The organism is Lentzea sp. NPDC020367, from assembly GCF_044387305.1.
Taxonomy (GTDB): Bacteria; Actinomycetota; Actinomycetes; order Mycobacteriales; family Pseudonocardiaceae; genus Lentzea.
Window position 1 is genome coordinate 26097 of record NZ_JBIRVV010000020.1, and the last position, 23982, is coordinate 50078.

Below are 23982 nucleotides of genomic sequence, written 5' to 3' on the forward strand. Positions count from 1 at the left end.
GGGAATTACTGTGAGCGTCGAGATCTTCTACGACGACGATGCCGACCTGAGCATCATCCAGGGCCGCAAGGTGGCCGTGATCGGCTACGGCAGCCAGGGCCACGCCCACGCGCTGTCCCTGCGCGACTCGGGCGTCGAGGTCCGCATCGGCCTGCAGGAGGGCTCCAAGTCCCGCGCCAAGGCGGAAGAAGAGGGCCTCGAGGTCGGCACCCCGGCCGAGGTCTCCGCGTGGGCCGACGTGATCATGATCCTGGCGCCGGACACCGCGCAGCGCCACATCTACGCCAACGAGATCGCCGCGAACCTCAACGAGGGTGACGCGATCTTCTTCGGCCACGGCTTCAACATCCGCTACGGCCTCATCACGGTTCCGTCCGGTGTGGACGTCGCCATGGTCGCGCCGAAGGGCCCCGGCCACCTCGTGCGCCGCCAGTTCGTCGACGGCAAGGGCGTCCCGGCGCTCATCGCGGTCGAGCAGGACGCCTCCGGCAACGCGCAGGCCCTCGCCCTGTCCTACGCCAAGGGCATCGGCGGCACGCGCGCCGGCGTCATCAAGACGACGTTCAAGGAAGAGACCGAGACCGACCTCTTCGGCGAGCAGGCCGTCCTCTGCGGTGGCGCCTCCGCGCTCGTCCAGGCGGGCTTCGAGGTCCTCACCGAGGCGGGCTACGCCCCCGAGGTCGCGTACTTCGAGTGCCTGCACGAGCTCAAGCTGATCGTCGACCTCATGTACGAGGGCGGCATCGCCCGCATGCGCTACTCGATCTCCGACACGGCGGAGTTCGGCGACCTGACCCGCGGCCCGCGCGTCATCACTCCTTCGGTGAAGGAAGAGATGAAGAAGATCCTGGGCGAGATCCAGGACGGCACGTTCGCCAACGAGTGGGTGGCCGAGGACGACAACGGCCGCGCGAACTACAAGAAGCTGCAGCAGGAGGGTGAGAACCACCCGATCGAGGCAACGGGCAAGAAGCTGCGCGACATGATGTCGTGGGTCGACCGCCCGATCACCGAGACCGCCTGACCTTCTTGAAGGCTTTCTCCAAGGGAGGCCCGTGGAGCGTGTGTGACGCTCCGCGGGCCTTTCCGCTAGCTTTTCCCGCATGACGGATAGTGCGCCGATCTACGACGACAAGGCCCACGTGCGCGGCAAACTCGACCTCCGCAACGCGCAGTGGAAGCGCCCGCCGGAGCCGGAACCGGAAGACGGCCACGTCGAGATCGCCTTCATCGAGCACACCGACGGCGCCACGTACGTCGCCATGCGCAACTCCAAGCAGCTCGAACCCGTCCTCACCTTCACGATGGCGGAGTGGGACGCCTTCGTGCTGGGCGCGAAGGACGGGGAGTTCGACGAGCCCTGGTAGCCGCCAGCACGGCACCGACGACCTCCTCCAGGGGCCGCGTGCCATCGACGATCACCGCACCGAGCCCCCGATAAGTGGCCTCCACGTGCACGTTGTGCCCCAACGCCGCCGCCAACTCCTCCGGATGCTTGCCGAAGGAGTTCGAAGTGCGGGTCCGCAACCGCTCGAGCATCGTCGAGTCGTCGATCACCAGGCACACCACCAGGTCGAAGAGGTCCCACACCTCCGCCTCGTTCTCGACGCAGCCGCAGAGGAACGCATCCCGCTCCCCGGCCTCCTCGACAAGCCCTTCGACCCGAGCGCGGCTGATCCGCCACCCGAACCGGTCGAGCCACCCCTGCGGCACAGGATCAGGCGGGTCGGCGACGATCTCCCCGCTCACCCGGTCGACCCACCGGTTGAAACCCTCCCAGTCGGCGTCGACCGCCAGTTCTTCCTTGCTCTTGAGCAGCGAGCAGACCGCAGACTTCCCGGCCCCCGACGCCCCGGTGATCCACACGAGCGGCACAGTCGAAGCGTCCCACGGCAGGCAACGCGATAAAGCGCCATGACGCATGCCAGGCGCACGCTGTCACCCGCACTCGCCAACGCAAGGCGCCCACGACGCACGCCCGGCGCGCGGTGCCAACAGGCGCGGCCCCTCGCAAGGCAACCTCGTACGAGTCCGGGCGTGGCGATGCGAAGCGAGCCGTCTGAACCTAGGGCGCCGGGTAGCGGTGCACCCCGCTCATGGCGATTGGGGCTTGACCTTGAGGGGCTGGGTGCCACCCTGTCTGGGCTCGGCCGGGGCGCTCTTCACCCCGGTCTTTGAGGCCGACTACGCGCCCAGCTAGAGGCTCAAGGTCAAGCCCCAATCGCAACCCCGCTCTTCGTCACTACCCACGCGCCCACCCTCGCAAGGTGACCTCTCGCACGGAACGCGACCAACCCCGCTGGAACGCGACAAACGCCCGCAAGCCGACCCGCACGGCCCTGGAACGCCCCCGAATGCCCCCGGCGCGGCCCTCGCTCGCCCCCGAATGCCCCCGGCACGCCAACGCACGCCCTTGCCCGCCTCCGCACGGCACCCACCCGGCCCGCGCACGGCACCAACCCGCCTCTTGCCCGGCCCTGGCCCGCTCTCGCACGGCACCCGCCCGGCCCTGGCCCGCGCTCGTATGGCACCGGCCCGCCCTCATGCGGCACCGGCCCGCCCTCGTGCGGCCGTCGCCCGCCCCCGCGTGGCGCCCGCCCGCCCCCACCAGCCCCTCCACCCGCCCTACGTCAACACCCCACCAGTTCCCAGGCAGTGGACCCGACACTGATGGGTGAACACCACGTCCACCCATGCTTCGTCCCATACTGCAAGACGCGGGCGGTGACCTGAGCCACCCGGCGGAATGCGCGCGCAAGGCCGGTGTCTATGCTCGTTAACAGTCCGGACACATTGCGGTGCTCCGGTCGGCGCGGGCCAGCCGCCCCCGACCACGCCCGCGCCCCACGATCCGACCCTTCCTGGGAGCGATGTCCGTGAGCAACACGAGCCGACCTGTTGTCCTCATCGCCGAGAAGCTCGCGCCGTCCGTTCTGGACGCTCTCGGTGACGGCGTCGAAGTGCGCCACGTAGACGGCACCGACCGCGAAGCCCTCCTCACCGCAGTCGCCGACGCGGACGCCCTGCTCGTCCGGTCCGCCACCCAGGTGAACGCCGAGGTGTTCGCGGCCACGCGCAAGCTGAAGGTCGTGGCCCGCGCGGGTGTCGGCCTGGACAACGTCGAGGTCCCGGCTGCCACGCAGAACGGCGTGATGGTTGTCAACGCGCCGACGTCCAACATCGTCAGCGCCGCCGAGCACGCCGTCGCGCTGCTGCTGAGCGTCGCGCGTCAGATCCCGGCCGCGCACGAGACGCTGCAGAACCACGAGTGGAAGCGCTCCAAGTTCAACGGCGTCGAGCTCAACGGCAAGACGGTCGGCGTCGTCGGCCTCGGCAAGATCGGCCAGCTGTTCGCGCAGCGCATCGCCGCGTTCGGCGTCGAGCTCATCGCCTACGACCCGTACGTGAGCGCCGCCCGCGCCGCCCAGCTCGGCATCGAGCTCGTCAGCCTCGAGGAACTGCTCGAGAAGGCGGACGCGATCAGCATCCACCTGCCGAAGACGCCGGAGACCAAGGGCCTCATCGGTGCCGAGCAACTGGCGAAGGCCAAGCGCGGCGTCATCATCGTCAACGCGGCCCGCGGTGGCCTCATCGACGAGGCTGCCCTCGCAGAGGCCGTCAAGGAAGGCCAGGTCGGCGGCGCCGGCATCGACGTGTTCTCCACCGAGCCCACGACCGAGAGCCCGCTGTTCAACGTGCCGGGCATCGTCGTCACCCCGCACCTCGGCGCGTCCACGGCCGAGGCGCAGGACCGCGCGGGCACCGACGTCGCGAAGAGCACCATCCTCGCGCTGGCCGGCGAGTTCGTGCCGGACGCCGTCAACGTCCAGGGCGGTGCGGTCGGCGAAGAGGTCCGCCCGTACCTGCCGCTGGTGCAGAAGCTCGGCACCGTCCTCAGTGCACTGTCGCCCAAGGCCCCGACCAGCGTCACCGTCGAGGTCCGCGGCGAACTGTCCAATGAGGACGTCGCGATCCTGCCGCTCGCCGCGCTGCGCGGGGTGTTCTCCAAGGTCGTCGAGTCGCAGGTGACGTTCGTGAACGCGCCGAGCCTCGCCGCGGACCTGGGCGTCAGCGTCGAGCTCGTCAAGGAGACCGAGAGCCCGAACCACCGCAGCCTCGTCACGGTGAAGGCCGTGTACGCGGACGGCGCGACGAACACCGTGTCCGGCACCGTCAGCGGCATCGCGCAGGTCGAGAAGCTGGTGAACATCAACGGCCGCAACTTCGACCTGAGGGCCGAAGGCACCGTGCTGCTGCTGGAGTACCCGGATCGTCCGGGTGTCATGGGCACGGTCGGCACGCTGCTCGGCGAGGCCGGCGTGAACATCGAGGCCGCGCAGATCAGCCAGACCGGCAGCGACGCCGTCATGGTGCTGCGCGTCGACCGCCCGGTCGACACCCAGGTGCTCGACCCGATCGGCGCGGCCGTCGGTGCGCGCACGGTCAGGTCTGTCGACTTCGGATAGTCACGACAAACCGGGAAGGGGACGGCAAAGTCCCCTTCCCGTGTTCATCGTCGTTCACAACGAAGTCGTAACAGGCAACTATCTGTAGACCACATTCATACTTTCGGGGCAGTCGCAGACACACGATCAGCGATTAGCGTCCCCACGAGGTTGACCCGGTGCCGTAGAGGGCACGGCACTGTCATTTCGGGTCGAAGGCACACACCTCGGTTGGGGCAACGTTGTGAAGAGACGATCGAGTCTGGTGGTGTTCTCTGCCATCACCACACTGCTGATCGCACCTGCCACGGCACAGGCGCAGAGCGAACCGCTCGCGCAGCCGGTCAAGGGTGCGCACGGGTTGGACGCGAAAGCGTTGCACCTCAAGGTTTCTCCCAGGCTGAACGCCGCGGGTTCGGTCACCGCGTTCGTCGCGCTGGATCGCAAGCCCGCCGTCGACGCGTTCGACGAGAAGAAGAGCCAGGGCAAAGAGGTCGCGAAGCAGGCTGCCAAGCAGGCCAAGAACGACACGTCGGCCGCGGTCGACCAGGTCGTCGGCCAGCTCAAGAGCGCTGACACGCAGACCAAGGAGCTCTACCGCACTTCCAACGGCGTCCCCGGCGTCGTCGTGACGGCCGACGCTCAGAAGGTCCGCGAACTGGCCCAGCGCCAGGACGTTCTCGCGGTCTACCCGGTCGTGCCGAAGAAGCGCCAGAACTCGAACGCCGTCCAGCTCACCAGGACGCTCAACGTCTGGCAGCAGTACGGCAAGCTCGGCGACGACATTCGCGTCGGCATCATCGACACCGGTGTGGACTACACGCACGCGAACTTCGGCGGCCCCGGCACCGTGGACGCGTTCCGCGCCGTCGACCCGCGCGCGAAGGACCCGAACTTCCCGACCGCGAAGGTCGTCGGCGGTTACGACTTCGTGGGCGAGGACTACGACGGGGAGAGCACCGACCCGGCGATCAACACGCCGAAGCCGGACCCGAACCCCATCGACTGCAACGGCCACGGCTCGCACGTCGCGGGCACCACGGCCGGTTTCGGCGAGAACGCCGACGGCAGCACGTTCAAGGGTGACTACACCAAGCTCGACGCCGCGAAGCTCAACGAGATGAAGATCGGCCCCGGCACCGCGCCGAAGGCCCAGATCTTCGCGCTGAAGGTCTTCGGCTGCGAGGGCTCGACCAACGTCACCTCGCAGGCGCTCGACTGGTCGCTCGACCCCGACGGTGACGGCGACTTCTCCGACCACCTCGACGTGGTCAACCTGTCGCTCGGCTCCGACTACGGCGCACCGGACGACCCCGACAGCCTGTTCGTGAAGAAGCTGTACAAGGTCGGCGTCATGCCGGTCTTCTCCGCGGGCAACGGCGGCGACCTCTACGACATCGGCGGTTCGCCGGGCAACACGCCCGAGGCGCTGACCGTCGCGTCCGTGCGCGACTCGTTCGTGCTGCGCGACGGCGCCGAGGTGAAGGGCCAGGGCCTCAAGCCCGGTCAGTACAGCCAGAGCTTCACCGGCTACCTGGGCTACAACAAGGAACTGCCGGTCGTGAAGCTGTCGCAGGCGGGCAACGCCGACGGCTGCGTCGCGATCACCGACAACGTCGCCGGCAAGTTCGTGTGGCTGGAGTGGGACGACAACGACGCCACGCGCCGTTGTGGTTCGGCCGTCCGCGCGAACAACGTGCAGGCCGCCGGTGGCCAGGGCGTGCTCCTTTCGTCCACTTTGGAGAACTTCGCGGCGGGCATCGCCGGCAACGCGGGCATCCCGATGTTCCAGTTCACCGGCTCCGCCACCGCGGCGATCCGCCCGGCGCTGAACGCGGGCACGCTGGTCGTCCGCCTCGCGGGTGACCTGCGCACCTCGACGCCGACGTACGACCAGTCCATTTCGGACACCCCGAGCGCGTTCACCAGCCGCGGCACCCGCGGCCAGTCCATCAAGCCGGACGTCGCGGCCCCCGGTGACACGATCTCGTCGACCGCCGTCGGTTCCGGCAACGACCGCCTGGTGATCTCGGGTACGTCGATGGCGTCCCCGCACGTCGCCGGCATCGCCGCCCTGGTCCGCCAGGCGCACCCGGACTGGACGCTGGAAGAGGTCAAGGCCTCGATCATGAACACCGCCGGTGCGGACGTGAAGGAAGACGGCAAGACCTTCGCTCCCAACCGGGTCGGCACCGGCCGCGTGGACGGCAAGTCCGCGATCGACAACCAGGTCCTCGCGTACGTCGAGGAGGACAACGGTTACGTCAGCGCGAACTTCGGCGTCGTCGAGGTCTCGAAGCCGGTCGAGAAGTCCAAGACCATCAAGCTGGTCAACAAGTCCACGAAGTCCGTGGAGTACAAGGTCGGCTACACCGCGGCCACGACGATCCCCGGCGTGAGCTACGTGCTCTCGCAGGACAAGGTGAAGCTGAGCCCGCGCGGTGTCGCGCGCGTCAAGGTGACCCTGAAGATCACCGACCCGAAGGCGCTGCGCAAAACGGTCGACTCGACCGTCGAGCCGAACCAGCTCGACGTGCCGCGCCAGTTCCTCGCGGACGCCTCCGGTCGCGTGACCTTCACGCCGACCGCGGGTGCCACGGTGCCGCTGCGCCTGTCGGTCTACTCGGCGCCGAAGCCGGTCGCGGACATCAAGACCGCGTCCAGCCTCAAGTTCTCCGGCAACAGCAAGCAGGCCGTGCTGAACGTGACCGGGAAGGGCATCGACCAGGGCACGGGCTCGCAGGCCTACCGCTCGCTGATCAGCGTTCTCGAGCTGCAGGCCCAGTCGCCGAAGCTGCGCGACTGCAAGCGCAACGTCACCGAGAACTGCGCGCTCAACGAGACCGCCAAGGGCGGCGACCTCCGCTACGTCGGCGCGGCCTCCACGGCCCCGCTGGCCAAGGCGCAGGGCAAGCCCGAGGAGGCGCTGCTCGCGTTCGGTGTCGCGACCTGGGGCAACTGGTACAACCTGGGCAAGAACACCATCCCGTTCGTCGACATCGACACCAACGGTGACGGCACGGCGGACTTCGAGGTGTTCGCGACCCGCCTGACCGACACCGACCTGCTGGTCGCGTCCACGGTGGACCTGAAGACGGGCGAGACCGTCGACATCCAGGGCGTCAACGGCCTGTTCGGCGACGTCGACGCGAACGTCCAGGACACCAACGTCGTCGTCCTGCCGGTGCTGCTCAGCGCACTGGGCATCGACGCGACGAAGGACACGGCGCGCCTCTCGTACGTCGTGGGCGTCGGTGGCTACTACGCCGCGCCGGGCAACGCGAACAAGCTCGTCGACGTCATCGACCGCAACCTGTCCTACGACCCGCTCAAGCCGGGTCTGTGGGCGCAGGGCGGCGGCGACGCGGCGCTCTCGTACCTCGCGAAGCCGGGTACCGCGCTCGTGGTGAACAAGAACGAGGCCTCGCTGAAGGCCGACAAGTCCGAGGGTCTGCTGGTCCTGAACCACCACAACGCCAACGGTGACCGCGCGTCGGTCGTCCTGGTGAAGTCGAGTGGCCGGGGCAGCGCCTACTAGATCGGATGTTTCACGAGAGGCCCGGTTCTTCGTTTGGAACCGGGCCTCTCGGCATGTCACGGCCAGGAACTGCCTCCCGTCACCCCTTGACGCGACCCCGTTCCTGCGGTCGAGTGACACTCGAAAGTGGGATATGGGCCGTGTGGGTGTCCCGCAGTACGGGAGATAACACCCCGATGGGGTGTCCGGCATGCGGCGGGCGGCCTGGATGCCGGTAGCCTTTCGCGAAGGAAAGTAGTCCCACCAATTGGGGACTGACACCTGGGAGGTGTGTGGATGCGGCTCGCAGTGATCCCAGGAGACGGGATCGGGCCCGAGGTCATCGCTGAGGCCCTGAAGGTCCTCGGAGAGGTCGTTCCGGCGGCCGAGATCACTCGCTACGACCTCGGCGCGGCGCGCTGGCACGCCACGGGAGAGTTGTTGCCCGAGTCGGTGCTGGGAGAGCTTCGCCAGCACGACGCGATCCTGCTCGGCGCGGTGGGCGACCCGTCGGTGCCGAGCGGAATTCTGGAGCGGGGCCTGCTTCTGAGGCTGCGCTTCGAACTCGACCACCACGTGAACCTCCGCCCGGCTCGTCTCTACCCCGGTGTCCGCAGCCCGCTCGCGGACCCGCCGGAGATCGACATGGTGGTGGTCCGCGAGGGCACGGAAGGCCCGTACGCGGGCAACGGCGGCCTGCTCCGCAAGGACACGCCGCACGAGATCGCCACCGAGGTCTCGCTGAACACCTCGTTCGGCGTCGAGCGCGTGGTCCGGGACGCCTTCGCGCGTGCGTCGAACCGTCAGCGCCGGCACCTGACCTTGGTGCACAAGACGAACGTCCTCACGCACGCCGGCTCGTTGTGGTCGCGCGTCGTGGAGGAGGTCTCGCTGCAGCACCCGGACGTCACCGTGGCCTACCAGCACGTGGACGCGGCGACCATTCACATGGTCACCGACCCGGGCCGTTACGACGTGATCGTCACCGACAACCTGTTCGGCGACATCCTGACCGACCTCGCCGCCGCCGTCACGGGTGGCATCGGCCTGGCCGCGTCGGGAAACATGGACGTGACCCGTCGCAACCCGTCGATGTTCGAGCCGGTGCACGGTTCGGCGCCGGACATCGCGGGCCAGGGCATCGCGGACCCGACGGCCGCCGTGCTGTCGGTCGCGCTGCTGCTCGACCACCTCGGCGAGCACGAGTCGGCCCGCCGGATCGAGGCCTCCGTGGCCTTTGATCTCGCTACCAGGGACCACCAGTCGCCTGGGGCCACCTACGCCATCGGCGATCGTCTCGCGGCACTCGTGTCGTCGAACGTCCGCACTGGCTGAGGTTCATCCGCTCGACGTTTTGAAGCCCGGCCGGATTTCTCCGGCCGGGCTTCGGCGTTTCCGCGCGTCGATCAGAGCTGGCCGTTGGCCTCACGCCACGCGCGCTCCTTCTTGATCCACTCGTTGTCCTGCGGGAACTCGTCGATCGTCGGCACGCGCCGGATCTCGGTCTTGAACCCCGGGCCTGCCAGCGGCATGCGCTTGGCCCACTCGATCGCTTCTTCCTTCGACGAGACGTTGAGCAGGTAGAAGCCGTTGAACAGCTCCTTGGTCTCGCCGTACGGGCCGTCCGTGACGACCGGCGGCTCGGCGGAGTAGTCCACGACGACGCCCTCGGACGGCTCGGAGAGACCCTCGGCGGCCAGCAGCACACCGGCGCGGATCAGCTCCTCGTTGAACGCGCCGACCGTCTCCAGCATCTTGTCGAAGTCGACCTCGCCCATGTTGGCGAAGCCCTCGTCGGTGGCGCGCATGATCAGGATGTACTTCACGGTGGATCTCCTCGCTCGGTGTCTTTCTCGGTGACGTCCACAGGTCGAACGGGCCGTGGGCCGGATCGACATCACACCCGAAAATTTTCGAACTTTCTGTTTCCGCAGGTAGGGTCGCCTCAGTCGTGCGTGGGGGAAGACCGGTCGAAGTCCGGCGCTGACCCGCAACGGTAGGTCTCCTGATCAGGAGACGAGCCCGAACACCCGCTCACGGTGACCGAGAAGTTCCGACTCCGCCGTGGACTGCGGGAAGGACCCAGTGCTCTCCAAGATCAGCGTGCTCGTCGGCGTGCTCGCCGTCAGTCTCGTCGCGGGCGTCGCGCTCGGCCCCGTCTCCGTTCCGTTCGGCCTCACGCTCGAACTGCTGTGGGCGGCGCTGACCGGCGGCACGATCCCCGCCGACCTCGCCGGGCAGTACCACATCGTCTGGGACATCCGGCTTCCCCGCGTTCTGCTCGCGGCCGTCGTCGGCGCCGGCCTGAGCACGGTCGGCGTCGCGATTCAGGCGATGGTGCGCAACGCGTTGGCCGACCCTTACGTGCTCGGCATCTCGTCGGGCGCGAGCGTGGGCGCGACGGCGGTGGCGACGCTCGGCATCCTGTCCGGTCTCGGCGTCTACGCGTTGTCGGTGGGAGCGTTCCTGACCGGTCTTGGCGCTACCGCCCTGGTCTACATCACCGCACGCACGAGCCGAGGGCTCACACCGTTGCGGCTCGTGTTGACCGGGACGGCGCTCGCGTACGGGTTCTCCGCCGTGGCGATGCTGCTGGTGTTCCAGGCACCGCGCGGTGAGGCGGCGCGGGCCGCGATGTTCTGGTTGCTCGGCAGCCTCGGCGGGGCGAACTGGCAGTCGCTGCCCGTCGCCGCCGTGGTGACCGCGGCCGGCATCGTCTACCTGGCGACCAAGGCGCGGCAGCTCAACGCGCTGGCGATGGGCGACGAGACCGCGACCACGCTCGGCGTGGCGGTCAACCGGTTCCGCACGCACCTGTTCGTCGTCACCGCGGCCATGACCGGTGTGCTGGTGGCGGTCAGCGGTGCCGTCGGGTTCGTCGGACTGATGCTGCCGCACCTGACGCGCATGGTCGTGGGCGCCGACCACCGCAAGGTCCTGGCGCTCGCACCGCTGGCCGGAGCGTCGTTCCTGGTCTGGGTGGACGTGGCCGCGCGGATGCTCGCGGCGCCGGAGGAACTCCCGCTCGGCGTCATCACGGCCGCACTCGGCGTGCCTTGCTTCATCTTCCTGATGCGTCGCAAGTCCTACGTCTTCGGAGGCCGCTGATGCGCGTCGAGCTGCACGACGTCGCTGTCCGGAACATCATCTCCGACGTTTCTTTGCACGCCTCTCGCGAGGTCGTCGGCATCGTGGGCCCGAACGGCAGCGGCAAGTCCACGACGCTGCGCTGCGTGTACCGGGCGTTGAAGCCGGACGCCGGAACTGTGCTGCTCGACGGCTTGAACGTCCACAAACGACACGATGTCGCCCGCCACCTCGCGGCGTTGACGCAGGAGTCGCAGGTCGAGTTCGACTTCACGGTCACCGAGGTCGTGGAGATGGGCCGGCTGCCGCACGACCGCGATCCTTCGCGTGATGTCCGGGTGGTGGCCGAGGCATTGGCCACTGTGGACGTTTCGCATCTCGCTTCGCGCAGCTTCCTCAGTTTGTCCGGTGGTGAGCGCCAGCGCGTGCTCATCGCCCGTGCGATCGCCCAGGAGCCGCGGGTGCTCGTGCTGGACGAGCCCACGAACCATCTCGACATTCGCCATCAGCTCGACGTTCTCCGGCTCACGCGTGGGCTGGGGATCACGGTGCTGACGGTTCTGCACGATCTGAACCTCGCCGCATCTTTTTGTGACCGCCTTTACGTGTTGGACGAAGGGCGGATCGTTGCGTCCGGCACACCGGTCGAGGTGTTGGTCCCCGAGCTGATCGCCAAGGTTTTCCACGTCACCGCGCACGTCGTGCGGCATCCGACCACGGGAGTTCCCCAGCTCCTGTTCGACCAGGAGGTCACCCCTTGAGAACCGTTGTCCTTGCCGCTGTGCTGTTGGTTTCCGGCTGCGGTGCCACGGTCGCCCAGGACACCTCCGCGTCCGACCCGGTGACCGTCACCAACTGCGGTCAGCAGGTCACGTTCGACAAGATTCCGTCCAAAGTGGTCACCAACGACACCGGGATCACCGAGTTGATGTTCGCTCTGGGGTTGAAGGATCGGATGGCCGGCTACGTGGTCTCCGGTGTCGACACCGTCGACGTGCGGACCTCGCCCTGGAAGGCCGAGTTCGGCAGTGTGAAGCACCTGTCGGACAAGATCTCCAAGGAGGTCGTGCAGGGGGTCAACGCGGATCTGGTGTTCGCCGGGTGGAACTACGGGTTCAGTGAGAGCACCGGGTTCACGCCGGACTCGTTGAAGGCTTTGGGGATCGGGACGTACCAGCTGACCGAGGCCTGCCGGAACGGGGTGGGGAAGCAGCGCGGGATCATGCCTGCGTTGGATGCGCTTTACACGGATCTTCGCAACCTGGGGAAGATTTTTCGGGTCGAGGCCAAGGCTGAGGAGCTGGTTGCGGGGTACCAGGAGCAGATCTCTCGTGCCGGGAAGTTGATGGAGGGGAAGCCTCGGCCGAAGGTGTTCCTGTACGACAGCGGGCAGGATCAGCCGTTCACGTCCGGGAAGAACGCTGCGCCTCAGGATGTGATTGCCAAGGCCGGCGGGGAGAATGTTTTTGGGGATCTCAACGACAGTTGGACGACTGTCAACTGGGAGACCGTGGTGCAGCGGAACCCTGATGTGGTGTTGATCGTGGACTATGCGGATGGGGAGGCGAACACTCCCGAGCAGAAGCAGGCGTTCCTGGAGGGCTTCGCTCCGCTGGCCAACTCGCCTGCGGTTAAGGGGAAGAGGTTCTTCTCGTTGCCGTATGCGGCGTTGGTGGAGTCGCCTCGGAACGCGGCTTCGATTGAGGCGTTCGCGAAGTTCCTGTCCCAGGGGTGATGTCGGTGCGGGTTGCGTGCGGGCTGTTGCTGTTCCAGCGGGGTTGGTCGCGTTCCGTGCGGGCGGTCGCCTTGCGAGGGTGGTCCATCAGGCAGTGACGAAGTGCGGGGTTGCGATTGGGGCTTGACCTTGAGCCTCTAGCTGGGCGCGTAGTCGGCCTCAAAGCCGGGGTGAAAAGCGCCCCGGCCGAGCCCAGACAGGGTGGCACCCAGCCCCTCAAGGTCAAGCCCCAATCGCCATGAGCGGGGTGCACCGCTACCCGGCGGTCTAGGTTCAGACGGCTCGCCTTCGGCATTGCGCCGCCAGGCTTCGTACGTGGTTGCCTTGTGAGGGGCCGTGCCTGTTGGCACCGCGCGGGTGGGCTTGCGGTGGCTGGTTCCTGTTCCAGCGGAGGGGGCGCCTTGCGTGCGTTTGTCGCCTTGCGAGGGTGGTTGCCTTGCGTCCAGTCACAGGCGTGAACCCGTGACCAGATAGTGGGAGATTTCCTCCCGTCGCTTGGTACGCCGTGCTGAGCTGTGGCAGCATCGCCGACATGGTTCAGTACGTCGCCATCATTATTGACGAGCGCGTCGGGTAGTTGCCGCCCCTGGCACCCGACGCGCAGACCTCTCGCATCCCGCGGGGGGTCTTTTTGTTTGCCCGGATGAGGAGATGACCCCGATGGCCGGCCCGACCGACGAGTTCCACGTCTACGACACGACGTTGCGCGATGGCGCACAACGTGAGGGCATTTCGTACTCCGTCACGGACAAGCTCGCGGTCGCGCGGCTGCTGGACGGGCTCGGCGTCGGGTTCATCGAGGGCGGCTGGCCCGGCGCGTTGCCCAAGGACACGGAGTTCTTCGCTCGTGCTGCGGCCGGGGATCTGGAGTTGAAGCACGCCAAGCTGGTCGCGTTCGGGGCCACGCGCAAGGCCGGGGTCAAGGTCGAGGAAGACCCGCAGGTCAAGGCGCTGGTTGACAGTCAGGCGCCGGTGGTCACGTTGGTGGCCAAGTCGGACCTCAGGCACATCGAGCGGGCGTTGCGCACGGACGCCGACGAGAACTTGAAGATGGTGCGCGACACCGTTCGGTTCTTGAAGGACCACGGTAGGCGGGTTTTTCTCGACGCTGAGCACTTCTTCGACGGGTATGCGTTCTCGCCGGACACGTCGTTGCGTGTGCTGGAGTCCGCTGTGGAGGGTGGCGCGGACGTCGTTGTGCTGTGTGACACCAACGGTGGTCAGTTGCCGTTGGGTCTTGCGGAGACGGTCGCGGAGATCGTGGAGAAGACCGGTTTCCGCGTTGGAATTCACTGCCAGGACGACACGTCCTGTGCGGTGGCGAACACACTCGCGGCCGTTCAGGCGGGCGCGACGCACGTTCAGTGCACCGCCAATGGTTATGGCGAGCGGGCAGGCAATGCGGACCTGTTCGCCGTCGTGGGAAACCTCGTGACCAAGCTCGGCATGGAGGTGCTCCCGATCGGAGCACTGGCCGAGCTCACCCGTGTCTCCCATGCGTTGGCCGAGATCGCGAACATCGCACCCGACACCCACCAGGCTTATGTCGGGTCGTCAGCATTCGCTCACAAGGCGGGTCTGCACGCGAGCGCGATCAAGGTGGATCCGGAGCTGTACAACCACATCGATCCGGACACCGTCGGCAACGACATGCGGGTGCTGGTCACCGAGATGGCCGGTCGGGCGAGCATCGAACTCAAGGGACGTGAGTTCGGACTCGACCTGGCCGGCCGGGGGACCGAGGTCGGCAGCGCGTTGAAGCGCGTGAAGGAGTTGGAGGCGAAGGGCTGGTCGTTCGAGGCCGCCGACGCCTCGATGGAGCTCCTGCTGCGCTCCGAGCTGTCCGAACTGGACACACCGCCCTTTACCCTGGAGTCCTACCGGGTCGTCCTCGATCACCGGTCGGACGGCGAGATCGTGTCCGAGGCCACGGTCAAGGTGCACGTGGGCGGGGAGCGGGTCATCGCGACCGCTGAAGGAAACGGGCCGGTGCACGCTCTGGACGCGGCGCTGCGCAAGGCGTTGTTGCCGCACCTGTCCTGGTTGGACACTGTGGAGCTGGCCGACTACAAGGTGCGCATCCTGACGGAGCATCCCGGTACGGATGCCGTGACGCGGGTGTTGGTCGAGTCGACCGATGGCGAGCGCGAGTGGACCACTGTGGGTGTGCACGGGAACATCGTCGAGGCGAGTTGGCTGGCGTTGTGTGACGCGCTCGTGCACAAATCCATGAGGTCCAGCTGACCTCGTAAACTGGGGCCGTGCGCATCGCCCGAATTGCTCATCCCCAAGGCGTGGCCTTCGTCGCCGTTCACGGCGACGAGGCCGCGGAAATCGCCGAACACCCCTTCGGCACGCCCACGTTCACCGGCCGGAAGTGGCCGTTGGCCGACGTCAGGCTGCTCGCTCCCATCCTGCCGACCAAGATCATCGGTGTGGGGCGGAACTACGCCGACCACGCCAAGGAGATGGGGAACGAGGTTCCCGCGGAGCCGTTGCTGTTCTTCAAGCCCAACACGTCGGTGGTCGGCCCGAACGTGGAGATCAAGCTCCCGGCCGTGTCCGAGCGCGTCGACTTCGAGGGTGAGCTGGCCGTCATCATCGGCCAGCCGTGCCGCGACGTGCCCAAGGCCAAGGCAGCGAGTGTGATCATGGGTTACACGATCGCCAACGATGTCACGGCGCGCGACCTGCAGAAGAAGGACGTGCAGTTCACGCGTGCCAAGGGTTTTGACACGTTCTGTCCGTTGGGTCCGTTCATCGAGACCGAGTTCGACCCCTCCGACGTCCGCGTCGTCACCGAAGTTGACGGGGAAGTCAAACAAGACGGCCGTACTTCGTTGATGGTGCACGACATTCCGTCACTCGTCGAGTACGTGTCCGGCATCATGACGCTGCTGCCGGGCGACCTGATCCTGACCGGCACGCCGGCCGGTGTCGGGCCGATGAGGGCCGGACAGACGGTCTCCGTGACTGTGGACGGCCTTGGCACGCTCACCAATCCGGTCGCAAATAGGTAGCCGTACGGAGCAATCCGGCGTCCGGCAGGTTACGCATCCGGGTACCCGCGAGTAACTTCCCGGTGTCATGACGGACCTGGCGTCCACCCGTGTGTTGCTGGTCGACGGATCGCAGCTCATCACCGAAGGGCTGCGGCTTTCGCTGCATCGCACGCACTGCTTCCGCGTTGTGGGCATCGCCCACACCGTGGCCGAGGCTGCGCGCAGCCTGCGCGGCACTCTGGTGGATCTGGTCGTCACGGACTTCGACGTCCCGGGCGCCGGACCGCTGCGCACCGTGCGGGACACGGCGCAGTACCGGCCGAGCGCCCGCGTCGTCGTGCTGTCCAATGCGGACAGTCCGAGCTGGGCCCGCGCGGCTCTCGACGCCGGCGCGGTGGCCTACCTGCTGAAAACCTCGCCCGTGGCCGAGCTGTTACCGCTGATCGCGGCCGCGGTGCGGGGTGCTCCCGCCACGATCGACGCGCGGGTGGGGTCACTCGCGCGCCTGCCGTCGCGGATGCCGCCACCCGCGTCGCTCGGCAGGCTGTCGGCACGGGAGTTCGACGTGCTGGCCGAGATGGCGAAGGGGATGGACAACGCGCGCATCGCCCAGCGGCTCTTCATCAGCAACGACACCGTGAAGACCCACGTGAAGGCGATCCTGCGCAAGCTGGGCGCCCGTGACCGCGCCCACGCCGTGGCGTTGGTGCTCGGCGAGAGCTCCGAGGCCTTCGTCACGACCTAGCGATGGTCTGCGGTGCCCTGCGCGCGAAGTCCGGCGCGTGCTCGGGACGGGGCCCGATCGCGATCATGTAGGCCGGCACCGCCTGCAGGAACGGCAGCTTCTGCGCGACCTTGAGCATGAACGGCGTGCCCGTGCTCGAGACCGTCGCCGTGCTGTTGAGCTTGCGGCCCAGGAACAGCCGGTGGATGACCCGCTGCATGGTCTGGATCACCACGGTCGGGAACAGCCTGCGTCCGCGCACCTTCGCGAGCGTCGCGCTCGTGACCTTGCCTTCCCGCAACGGCCGCGCGAGCACGGTGGCCGCGGCGACCGCGTCCTGCACGGCGAGGTTGATGCCGACGCCGCCGACCGGTGACATCGCGTGCGCCGCGTCACCGATGCACAGCAGTCCGTCGACGTGCCAGTGCCGCAACCGGTCCAGCTTCACGTCGAGGAGCTTCGGGTCGTCGATGCTCTTGATGTGCTCGACCCGGTCCGCGAGCCACGGGACGAGCGTCACGACGCGTTCGCGGAACTTCTCGACACCCTCGGCGCGCACGGCCTGGTCCGTTCCCTTGCGGATCAGGAAAGCGCACTGGAAGTACTCGCCGCGTGGAATGAGCACGAGTCCGCTGCTGGCGCTGAACCTGCCGCCGCCGCCCTTGACCGGATCGCTTTCGTTGCGCGGCAAGCGGAACCACCACACGTCCATCGGCGCGCCGAAGCGGTAGACCGGAAGTTCCACGGCCGCGCGCAGGATCGAGCTCCGCCCGTCCGCCGCCACCACGAGGTCCGCGACGATCTCGCCCTCGTGCCCGTCGACGCGGTCCCGGTACTTCACGCCCGTGACCCTGTTGCCGCTCTTGGTGATCGAGGTGACCTCGGTGTTCATCCGCAGCGTGAACGTCGGTTCGAGCCTGCCCGCGTCCGCCAGCAGGTCCAGGAAGTCCCACTGGGGCACCATCGCGATGCGCTTGTTCGGGCCGGGAAGCCGGGACAGGTCGGCGATCGTGGCCTTGGCGCCGCCGTCGAGCAGGGCCTCGATCTTGTCGACGTCCTGGTGCGGCACCTGCTCGAACGCCGGACCGAGCCCCAGCTCGTCCAGCAGCGTGAGCGTTGACGCGTGCACCGTGTCGCCGCGGAAGTCGCGCAGGAAGTCACCGTGCTTCTCCAGCACCGTGACCTCGACGCCACCGCGGGCCAGGAGCAGTCCCAGCACCATTCCGGCAGGTCCGCCGCCGACGACGAGACAGGTCGTCCTCTCCATGTCGATCCCCTCTTTTCAACCGGTGTTGAATAAACTCAAGCATGCTCTTGATCGCCAGGTGCGTCAAGCCGGATTCCCGGTGTCGTGGCTCTCGTTCGGGTCGGTCCAATGTGGACGGTCTGGGGACCCAGGCCCCGAAAAGGTTGCGGCTGGTGCGGAATGTCGCTGTGCGAGCTAGGGTGTCGCGCTCCTGGAACCGCCCGCTCGGGCAGAGATCGTTGCGCCGCCGAATAACACTCGACCGGGTGATTGCATTCGGCGCTCGGAGGAGTGTGACTAGTTCGTTCGGGGCCTCAAGGTCAGCTGGATCGTGCAAGGACCTATAGGAATCACCTCGTTAGCCGAATCGGACGAGGGCCCCGCGCACCTAACCTTCCGGAGTGACAACTGCGTCCCCGACTTTCACGCGTAAGAGAACCGGCGAGATCCGCGCTGTCTGCCTGGACGTCGACGACACACTTGTCGACTACAGCAGTTCATCGCGAGCCGCGTTGGCCTCGATGGTCGGTAACGCCGACGCCTGGTCGTTGTGGCAGCGAATCACCGACGACCACGTCTCCCGTCAGCTCGCCGGTGAGCTCCAGTACGAGTCGATGCGCAACATCCGCACCCAGGCCTTCTTCGCCGCACTCGGCGAGGAGCTCACGCTGGAGGAAGCCACCCGTCGCGAGCTCGGCCGCCAGGAGGTCCTCACCTCCGGCTGGTGCCTGTTCCCGGACGTCATCCCGATGCTCGACTGGCTGCGGGCGACAGGTCTCCCGATCGCCGCGATCAGCAACGCGTCGGGCCGCCACCAGCGCGTGAAGATCGCCCAGCTCGGCCTCTCCGAGTACTTCGACGCGGTGCTCATCGCCGGCGAGGTCGGCTGCGCCAAGCCGGACCGCGTGATCTTCCACACCGCGTGCCTCGCCCTGGGCGTCTCGCCCGGCGACACCGTCCACGTGGGAGACCGCCTGCACGCCGACGCCATCGGCGCGCGCGACGCCGGAATGCACGGTGTCTGGATCAACCGCACCGGCCCGACCGGTGGCACGCTGCCTGCGGGCCTGTCGTCCATCACGACGCTCGCGGAACTGCCGGAGCTCCTCGTCTGCGAGCTCTCCACCGCCAGCGCCTGAGAAGCGCCTCGAGACCGGCTCCCACCTGCGCATATGCGTTCAGGTGGGGGCCGATTTCACTTCTGGTGGGGGCGTGGTCTAGTATTTCTCACGGCAGCAACGAGGACCTCGGAACTCCTTCGGGACAACGAAGTCGATCGCGAAAGCCAATGGGGTATGGTGTAATTGGCAGCACGACTGATTCTGGTTCAGTTAGTCTAGGTTCGAGTCCTGGTACCCCAGCTGCTGCGGAAGAACTGCCCTCGGGTAAGCTTTCGGAGCTGCTGAAATAGCAAGAAGTGCAGTAGGTAAGAAAAGAACTGAATAGCCGGATTTGGACCGGACAGAGCGATCTGATAAGGTTCAAGCCAGCAAGAAGTTCTAGGGCCCCGTCGTCTAGCGGCCTAGGACGCCGCCCTCTCAAGGCGGTAGCGAGGGTTCGAATCCCTTCGGGGCTACAGAGGTGTTAGAGGCCTGTCTGCGGAGTGCGCAGACAGGCCTCTTTCGCTGTGTCCTCTGGGGGCCGAGCCCCCAGACCCCCAGCCGGCGGGCTCCGCCCCCGGACCCCCGGCGTGGGTGTTGCCCGGACCTTTCGGTTAGCGCTTCGCTTCGCTCGCGAATGGGGCTGGCCTCGCTTCGCTCGTCTCCCTTGATTTGCGTGACGGCGATCACCCAAGGACCGGGGCGCATTCATTGCTGGCCTTGTAGGGGCCCCTATCGCGTCGGTGTCGAGCAATAGTCCGGGCTGCTGCTCGCATTCGTAAGCGCCTCAGTCCGCTTGCCGTGGCCGTGTCTCACCTTCGTTCCTCGCTGCCTGCCTTCGCGCGGTCCTTCCTCCTGTGCGTTGGGCCGGATGGGCCTGGGCCTGTTGAGACGGGCTTGCCGCGTGTCGTTTGGGATGGGCGGCGTGTCGGGTGGGAAAGCGAGCGGCCGCCCTCCCTGTTGGGAGAGCGGCCGGTGGGGTGCGGTTGGTGCTTTAGAGGCGGCTTTGCAGCGCTTCGGCTGCGGCGAGTAGGTCCGCTGCCCAGCGGGCGCCTGGGCGGCGGCCCATTCGGTCAATGGGGCCACTTACTGAGACGGCTGCCACTACGGCGCCTGAGGAGTCCCTTACCGGGGCTGAGACCGAGGCCACGCCTGGTTCTCGTTCTGCCACGCTTTGTGCCCAGCCTCGGCGGCGGACTTCCAGGAGGGTGCGTTCGCCGTAGACGGCGTCCGCCAGGACTGCTCTTTGGGTGCCTGGGTCTGACCACGCGGCAAGGACTTTGGCGCCTGAGCCCGCTGTCATGGGGAGCCTGGCGCCGATGGGGACCGTGTCGCGCAGGCCCGACGGGGGTTCTGCTGAGGAGACGCAGACTCGTTGCATGCCGTCGCGGCGGTAGAGCTGCACGCTTTCGCCGGTGATGTCGCGCAGGCGCGGCAGTACTGAGGAAGCGGCGTCCAGCAACGGGTCTGTCGCGCCGCCCGCCAGTTCGGCCAGAGCGGCGCCCGGACGCCAGCGGCCGTCGGAGCCTCGGCGCAGCAACCTGTGCACCTCGAGGCCTACGGCCAGGCGGTGTGCGGTCGCTCGCGGGAGGCCGGTGCGGTTGCACAACTCGGCCAGGCCACAAGGATCTTTTGCTACGGCGTTCAACACGGCCACTGCCTTGTCCAGCACGCCGATCCCGCTATGCTGTCCCACAAGCCGATACTAACTTCCCAGACAGTGAGAAGTCCAGATCTGTCGGCGCGTCCATAATGTGGGAGATGTCGCGATGAGCCGCACGCTCGCGGAGAAGGTGTGGGAGGCACACGTTGTGCGCCACGGAAGTGGTGCGGAGCCGGACCTGCTTTACATCGACCTCCATCTGCTGCACGAAGTCACCAGCCCCCAGGCGTTCGACGGGCTGCGCCTTGCGAACCGCAAGCTGCGCAGGGCCGATCTCACGATCGCCACCGAGGATCACAACGTTCCGACCGTCGACATCGACAAGCCGATCGCGGATCTGGTGTCGCGCACGCAGGTTGAGACGCTCCGGCGCAACTGCGCGGAGTTCGGGGTGCGGCTGCACCCGATGGGGGACTTCGAGCAGGGCATCGTCCACGTGGTCGGCCCGCAGCTCGGTCTCACGCAGCCGGGAATGACGGTGGTGTGCGGCGACAGCCACACGAGCACCCACGGTGCGTTCGGCGCGCTCGCGTTCGGCATCGGCACGTCTGAGGTGGAGCACGTGATGGCGACGCAGACGTTGCCGTTGCGTCCGTTCAAGACGATGGCCATCAACGTCAACGGGCCGCTCGGCGAAGGCGTCACGGCGAAGGACATCATCCTCGCCGTCATCGCGAAGATCGGAACCGGTGGCGGACAGGGCTATGTGCTCGAGTACCGCGGCGACGCCATCGAGGCGCTGTCGATGGAAGCGCGCATGACGGTCTGCAACATGTCGATCGAGGCGGGCGCGCGCGCCGGCATGATCGCACCGGACGACACGACTTTCGACTACATCTTCGGTCGTCCGCACGCGCCTTCCGGCGCGGACTGGGACGCGGCCGTCGAGTACTGGAAGACGCTGCGCACCGACGACGACGCGACTTTCGACGCGGAGGTCCACATCTCCGCGGCCGAGCTCACTCCGTTCGTCACGTGGGGCACCAACCCCGGCCAGGGTCTGCCTCTGAGCGCGAACATCCCCGACCCCGAGAAGATCGCGGACGAGAACGAGCGCGTGGCCGCCGAGAAGGCGCTGACGTACATGGGCCTCGAGCCCGGCACGCCACTGCGCGACATCCGCGTGGACACGGTGTTCCTCGGCTCCTGCACCAACGGGCGCATCGAGGACCTGCGCGCCGCGGCGGACGTCATCAAGGGGAAGCACGTCGCTTCAGGAGTACGGATGCTGGTCGTCCCCGGTTCGATGCGGGTGCGCAAGCAGGCCGAGGACGAGGGCCTGGACAAGGTCTTCCTCGACGCGGGCGCGGAGTGGCGGCAGGCCGGCTGCTCGATGTGCCTTGGCATGAACCCGGATCAGCTCGCGCCCGGCGAGCGCAGCGCGTCGACCTCCAACCGCAACTTCGAGGGCAGGCAGGGCAAGGGCGGCAGGACGCACCTCGTCTCCCCGCTCGTCGCCGCCGCCACGGCCGTGCGCGGCACCCTCTCCGCCCCCGCAGACCTGGAGGTCTGAGCATGGATGCCTTCACCACCCACACGGGCGTCGGTGTGCCGCTGCGCAGGTCCAACGTGGACACCGACCAGATCATCCCGGCCGTCTACCTCAAGCGCGTGACCCGCACCGGGTTCGAGGACGGGCTCTTCGCGGCCTGGCGCGGCGACGAGCACTTCATCCTCAACCAGGAGCCGTTCAAGGCGGGCAGCGTCCTCGTTGCGGGCCCTGACTTCGGCACCGGGTCCTCTCGGGAACACGCCGTCTGGGCGTTGATGGACTACGGCTTCCGGGTCGTCATCTCGTCCCGGTTCGCGGACATCTTCCGGGGCAACTCCGGCAAGCAGGGTCTCGTGGCGGCGCAGTGCAGCCAGTCCGATGTCGAGCTCCTGTGGAAGTTGCTGGAGTCCGAACCCGGCACGGCGGTCACGGTGGACCTCACCGACAAGACCGTTCGCGCCAAGGACTTGGTTGCCCCGTTCGAGATCGACGACTACACCCGCTGGCGCCTTCTAGAAGGGCTCGACGACATCGCTTTGACGTTGCGCCACGAGCCTGAGATCAGCGCATTCGAGGGCAATCGCCAGACTTGGCTGCCCACAACGGATCCGCTTCCGGCGGTCTGAGAGGGGGCCGGATTCTCCCCTTGAGAGGGGCGAATCCGGCCTCTCCTGTCCCTCGAAGGGGCGCAATTAGCCACGCCACAACGAAAAATCTGGCGTGGCGATTGGTATTTCTCGCGTTTTGGGCCTACCGTTGCGTTCTAGTCGGCCCGCTCTCTTAGGGCCGTGAGCGTCCTGGGAGGGACTGACGGTGAATAAGGCCCAGCTCATCGAGGCGCTCGCCGAGCGCCTTGGAGACAAGAAGACCGCCGGCGCAGCTGTTGACGGCCTCGTGGACGTGATCGTCCGCAGCGTCAACAAGGGCGAGAAGGTCAACATCACGGGCTTCGGCGTCTTCGAGAAGCGCGCCCGTGCGGCTCGCACCGCGCGCAACCCGCGTACGGGCGAGACCGTGAAGGTCAAGAAGACCAACGTGCCCGCGTTCCGCCCCGGCTCGACGTTCAAGGACGTCATCAGCGGTGCGAAGAAGCTGCCGAAGGCTGTTGCGGCCAAGGCTGCCGCGAAGCCCGCCGCCGCTGCTGCCGCGAAGCCCGCGGCTACCAAGGCTCCGGCGACCAAGGCCGCGACGACCCGCGCGACGACCACGACGCGCACCCGCACGGCCGCGGCCGCCACCAAGGCGCCCGCGACCCGTCGCACCACCACGGCTGCCGCGGCGAAGCCCGCTGCTGCCAAGGCGCCCGCGAAGGCGACCGCCACGAAGACCGCCGCCAAGCCGGCCGCTGCTGCGAAGGCCCCCGCGGCCCGCAAGCCCGCTGCCGCCAAGACGACGGCTGCGGCCAAGCCTGCTGCGAAGACCGCGGCTGCGAAGCCGGCTGCTCGCAAGACGGCTGCCAAGAAGAAGTGAGACGGGCCTCCTCAGGGAGGCTGCGTCACTTCAAGAACCACGCGGAAGGCCCCGGTGTGCGCACACCGGGGCCTTCGTGTGTCCGGGGAAAGGTGCTTGGCCTGCGGGAAAGGCGAGCGAGGGGCCGCGGAGGTGCCTGGCACGCCTGGGATGCGCCGGAGGCGGCTGGGGAGTCGCTTGGGGCGTCCGGGAAGCCGCCACAGGCGTGGCGGAGCTGCCTGGCACGCCTGGAACACGGGGTGGGTCCGCGCGGCGTGCCCATGTGGTTCACATGCTTGGAGAGCCGTCCCGCATTCGCCACAAGGCGGGGAGAAGCCGGGAGAAGGACGGTGCCGAGGCTCCGGAAACGTTCCGCCGAGCCGGAGTCAGACCACCTGCGGCACGACTTTGAGGCGCCGCTCAGAATTCCGGAACGCGGCCGGGAGGATTGCCCGGCACGGTTCCTCCGAACCCCCGGCCCGCCAATAGAAATAACGCCGGCACGCCTGCGAACGCCCCCGG

At 67.5% G+C, this 23982-nt stretch carries 19 protein-coding genes, 2 tRNA genes and 1 riboswitch; of the genes, 17 read left to right on the plus strand and 4 right to left on the minus strand.

From position 1 onward, the window contains the following. Positions 1-10 precede the first annotated feature (10 nt). Complete coding sequence (gene ilvC / locus ACH413_RS42930; protein WP_360049109.1) at positions 11-1024, plus strand: ketol-acid reductoisomerase; 1014 nt, start codon at positions 11-13, stop codon at positions 1022-1024. 79 nt (positions 1025-1103) lie between these two features. After that, positions 1104-1367 carry a DUF397 domain-containing protein gene (locus tag ACH413_RS42935; protein WP_089925599.1) on the plus strand — a complete coding sequence of 88 codons (264 nt, stop codon included), beginning with the start codon at positions 1104-1106 and terminating at the stop codon, positions 1365-1367. Here the strand turns inward: ACH413_RS42935 and ACH413_RS42940 are convergent. Further along, positions 1300-1875, minus strand: coding sequence for an AAA family ATPase (locus ACH413_RS42940; protein ID WP_360049111.1), 576 nt, complete (start codon positions 1873-1875; stop codon positions 1300-1302). The two genes, ACH413_RS42935 and ACH413_RS42940, sit on opposite strands and share 68 nt — an antisense overlap. A gap of 995 nt (positions 1876-2870) precedes the next feature. Between ACH413_RS42940 and serA the strand changes: the two genes are divergently transcribed. From serA to ACH413_RS42955, 3 genes are all read left to right on the plus strand, one after another. Next, positions 2871-4466, plus strand: coding sequence for a phosphoglycerate dehydrogenase (gene serA / locus ACH413_RS42945; protein WP_396425894.1), 1596 nt, complete (start codon positions 2871-2873; stop codon positions 4464-4466). 241 nt (positions 4467-4707) lie between these two features. Continuing rightward, entirely contained in the window at positions 4708-7983 is a 3276-nt protein-coding gene (locus ACH413_RS42950) for a S8 family serine peptidase (RefSeq protein ID WP_396425917.1), read from the plus strand. Positions 7984-8259: 276 nt separating this feature from the next. Next, positions 8260-9297 carry a 3-isopropylmalate dehydrogenase gene (locus tag ACH413_RS42955; RefSeq protein ID WP_191301032.1) on the plus strand — a complete coding sequence of 346 codons (1038 nt, stop codon included), beginning with the start codon at positions 8260-8262 and terminating at the stop codon, positions 9295-9297. A gap of 71 nt (positions 9298-9368) precedes the next feature. On the opposite strand, the gene ACH413_RS42960 is transcribed toward ACH413_RS42955, so the two are convergent. Then, the gene (locus ACH413_RS42960) at positions 9369-9788 is read right to left on the minus strand and encodes a YciI family protein (protein ID WP_360048563.1); all 420 of its coding nucleotides are present in this window, start codon (positions 9786-9788) and stop codon (positions 9369-9371) included. A gap of 94 nt (positions 9789-9882) precedes the next feature. Further along, positions 9883-10015, plus strand: a riboswitch (cobalamin riboswitch). 32 nt (positions 10016-10047) lie between these two features. Here ACH413_RS42960 and ACH413_RS42965 point away from each other — a divergent pair. From ACH413_RS42965 to ACH413_RS42990, 6 genes are all read left to right on the plus strand, one after another. Continuing rightward, positions 10048-11070, plus strand: coding sequence for an iron ABC transporter permease (locus tag ACH413_RS42965; protein ID WP_360048562.1), 1023 nt, complete (start codon positions 10048-10050; stop codon positions 11068-11070). After that, positions 11070-11810 (plus strand): ABC transporter ATP-binding protein, encoded by a 741-nt coding sequence (locus tag ACH413_RS42970; protein ID WP_360048560.1) that lies wholly within the window; start codon positions 11070-11072, stop codon positions 11808-11810. Before ACH413_RS42965 ends, ACH413_RS42970 begins: the two co-directional genes overlap by 1 nt. Further along, positions 11807-12784, plus strand: a complete 978-nt coding sequence (locus tag ACH413_RS42975) for an ABC transporter substrate-binding protein (protein WP_360048558.1) — start codon at positions 11807-11809, stop codon at positions 12782-12784. Before ACH413_RS42970 ends, ACH413_RS42975 begins: the two co-directional genes overlap by 4 nt. 660 nt (positions 12785-13444) lie before the next feature. After that, complete coding sequence (gene cimA, locus ACH413_RS42980; RefSeq protein ID WP_360048557.1) at positions 13445-15028, plus strand: citramalate synthase; 1584 nt, start codon at positions 13445-13447, stop codon at positions 15026-15028. Positions 15029-15045: 17 nt separating this feature from the next. Continuing rightward, positions 15046-15804: a fumarylacetoacetate hydrolase family protein gene (locus ACH413_RS42985; protein WP_360048555.1), complete on the plus strand. Its 759-nt coding sequence runs from the start codon at positions 15046-15048 to the stop codon at positions 15802-15804. Between the two features lie 67 nt (positions 15805-15871). Continuing rightward, positions 15872-16531, plus strand: coding sequence for a response regulator transcription factor (locus ACH413_RS42990; RefSeq protein ID WP_093593145.1), 660 nt, complete (start codon positions 15872-15874; stop codon positions 16529-16531). On the opposite strand, the gene ACH413_RS42995 is transcribed toward ACH413_RS42990, so the two are convergent. After that, positions 16521-17777: an FAD-dependent oxidoreductase gene (locus tag ACH413_RS42995; protein ID WP_360048553.1), complete on the minus strand. Its 1257-nt coding sequence runs from the start codon at positions 17775-17777 to the stop codon at positions 16521-16523. The two genes, ACH413_RS42990 and ACH413_RS42995, sit on opposite strands and share 11 nt — an antisense overlap. Positions 17778-18157: 380 nt before the next feature. Between ACH413_RS42995 and ACH413_RS43000 the strand changes: the two genes are divergently transcribed. The 3 genes from ACH413_RS43000 to ACH413_RS43010 all read left to right on the plus strand — a co-directional run bounded on the left by ACH413_RS43000 (position 18158) and on the right by ACH413_RS43010 (position 19332). Continuing rightward, entirely contained in the window at positions 18158-18895 is a 738-nt protein-coding gene (locus ACH413_RS43000) for an HAD family hydrolase (protein ID WP_360048551.1), read from the plus strand. 150 nt (positions 18896-19045) lie between these two features. Beyond that, a tRNA-Gln gene (locus tag ACH413_RS43005) sits at positions 19046-19117 on the plus strand. Positions 19118-19259: 142 nt separating this feature from the next. Next, positions 19260-19332: transfer RNA gene (locus tag ACH413_RS43010), tRNA-Glu, on the plus strand. Between the two features lie 518 nt (positions 19333-19850). Here ACH413_RS43010 and ACH413_RS43015 read toward each other — a convergent pair. Further along, complete coding sequence (locus ACH413_RS43015; RefSeq protein WP_053736944.1) at positions 19851-20552, minus strand: IclR family transcriptional regulator; 702 nt, start codon at positions 20550-20552, stop codon at positions 19851-19853. A gap of 73 nt (positions 20553-20625) precedes the next feature. Between ACH413_RS43015 and leuC the strand changes: the two genes are divergently transcribed. The 3 genes from leuC (at position 20626) to ACH413_RS43030 (ending at position 23481) form a co-directional block, all read left to right on the plus strand. Beyond that, a complete protein-coding gene (gene leuC, locus ACH413_RS43020; RefSeq protein WP_360048549.1) occupies positions 20626-22032 on the plus strand; it encodes a 3-isopropylmalate dehydratase large subunit in 1407 nt (468 codons plus the stop codon). Between the two features lie 2 nt (positions 22033-22034). Further along, positions 22035-22637, plus strand: coding sequence for a 3-isopropylmalate dehydratase small subunit (leuD, locus tag ACH413_RS43025; protein ID WP_093593157.1), 603 nt, complete (start codon positions 22035-22037; stop codon positions 22635-22637). Positions 22638-22824: 187 nt separating this feature from the next. Beyond that, positions 22825-23481: an HU family DNA-binding protein gene (locus ACH413_RS43030; protein ID WP_093593159.1), complete on the plus strand. Its 657-nt coding sequence runs from the start codon at positions 22825-22827 to the stop codon at positions 23479-23481. The last annotated feature ends 501 nt before the right edge of the window (positions 23482-23982 follow it).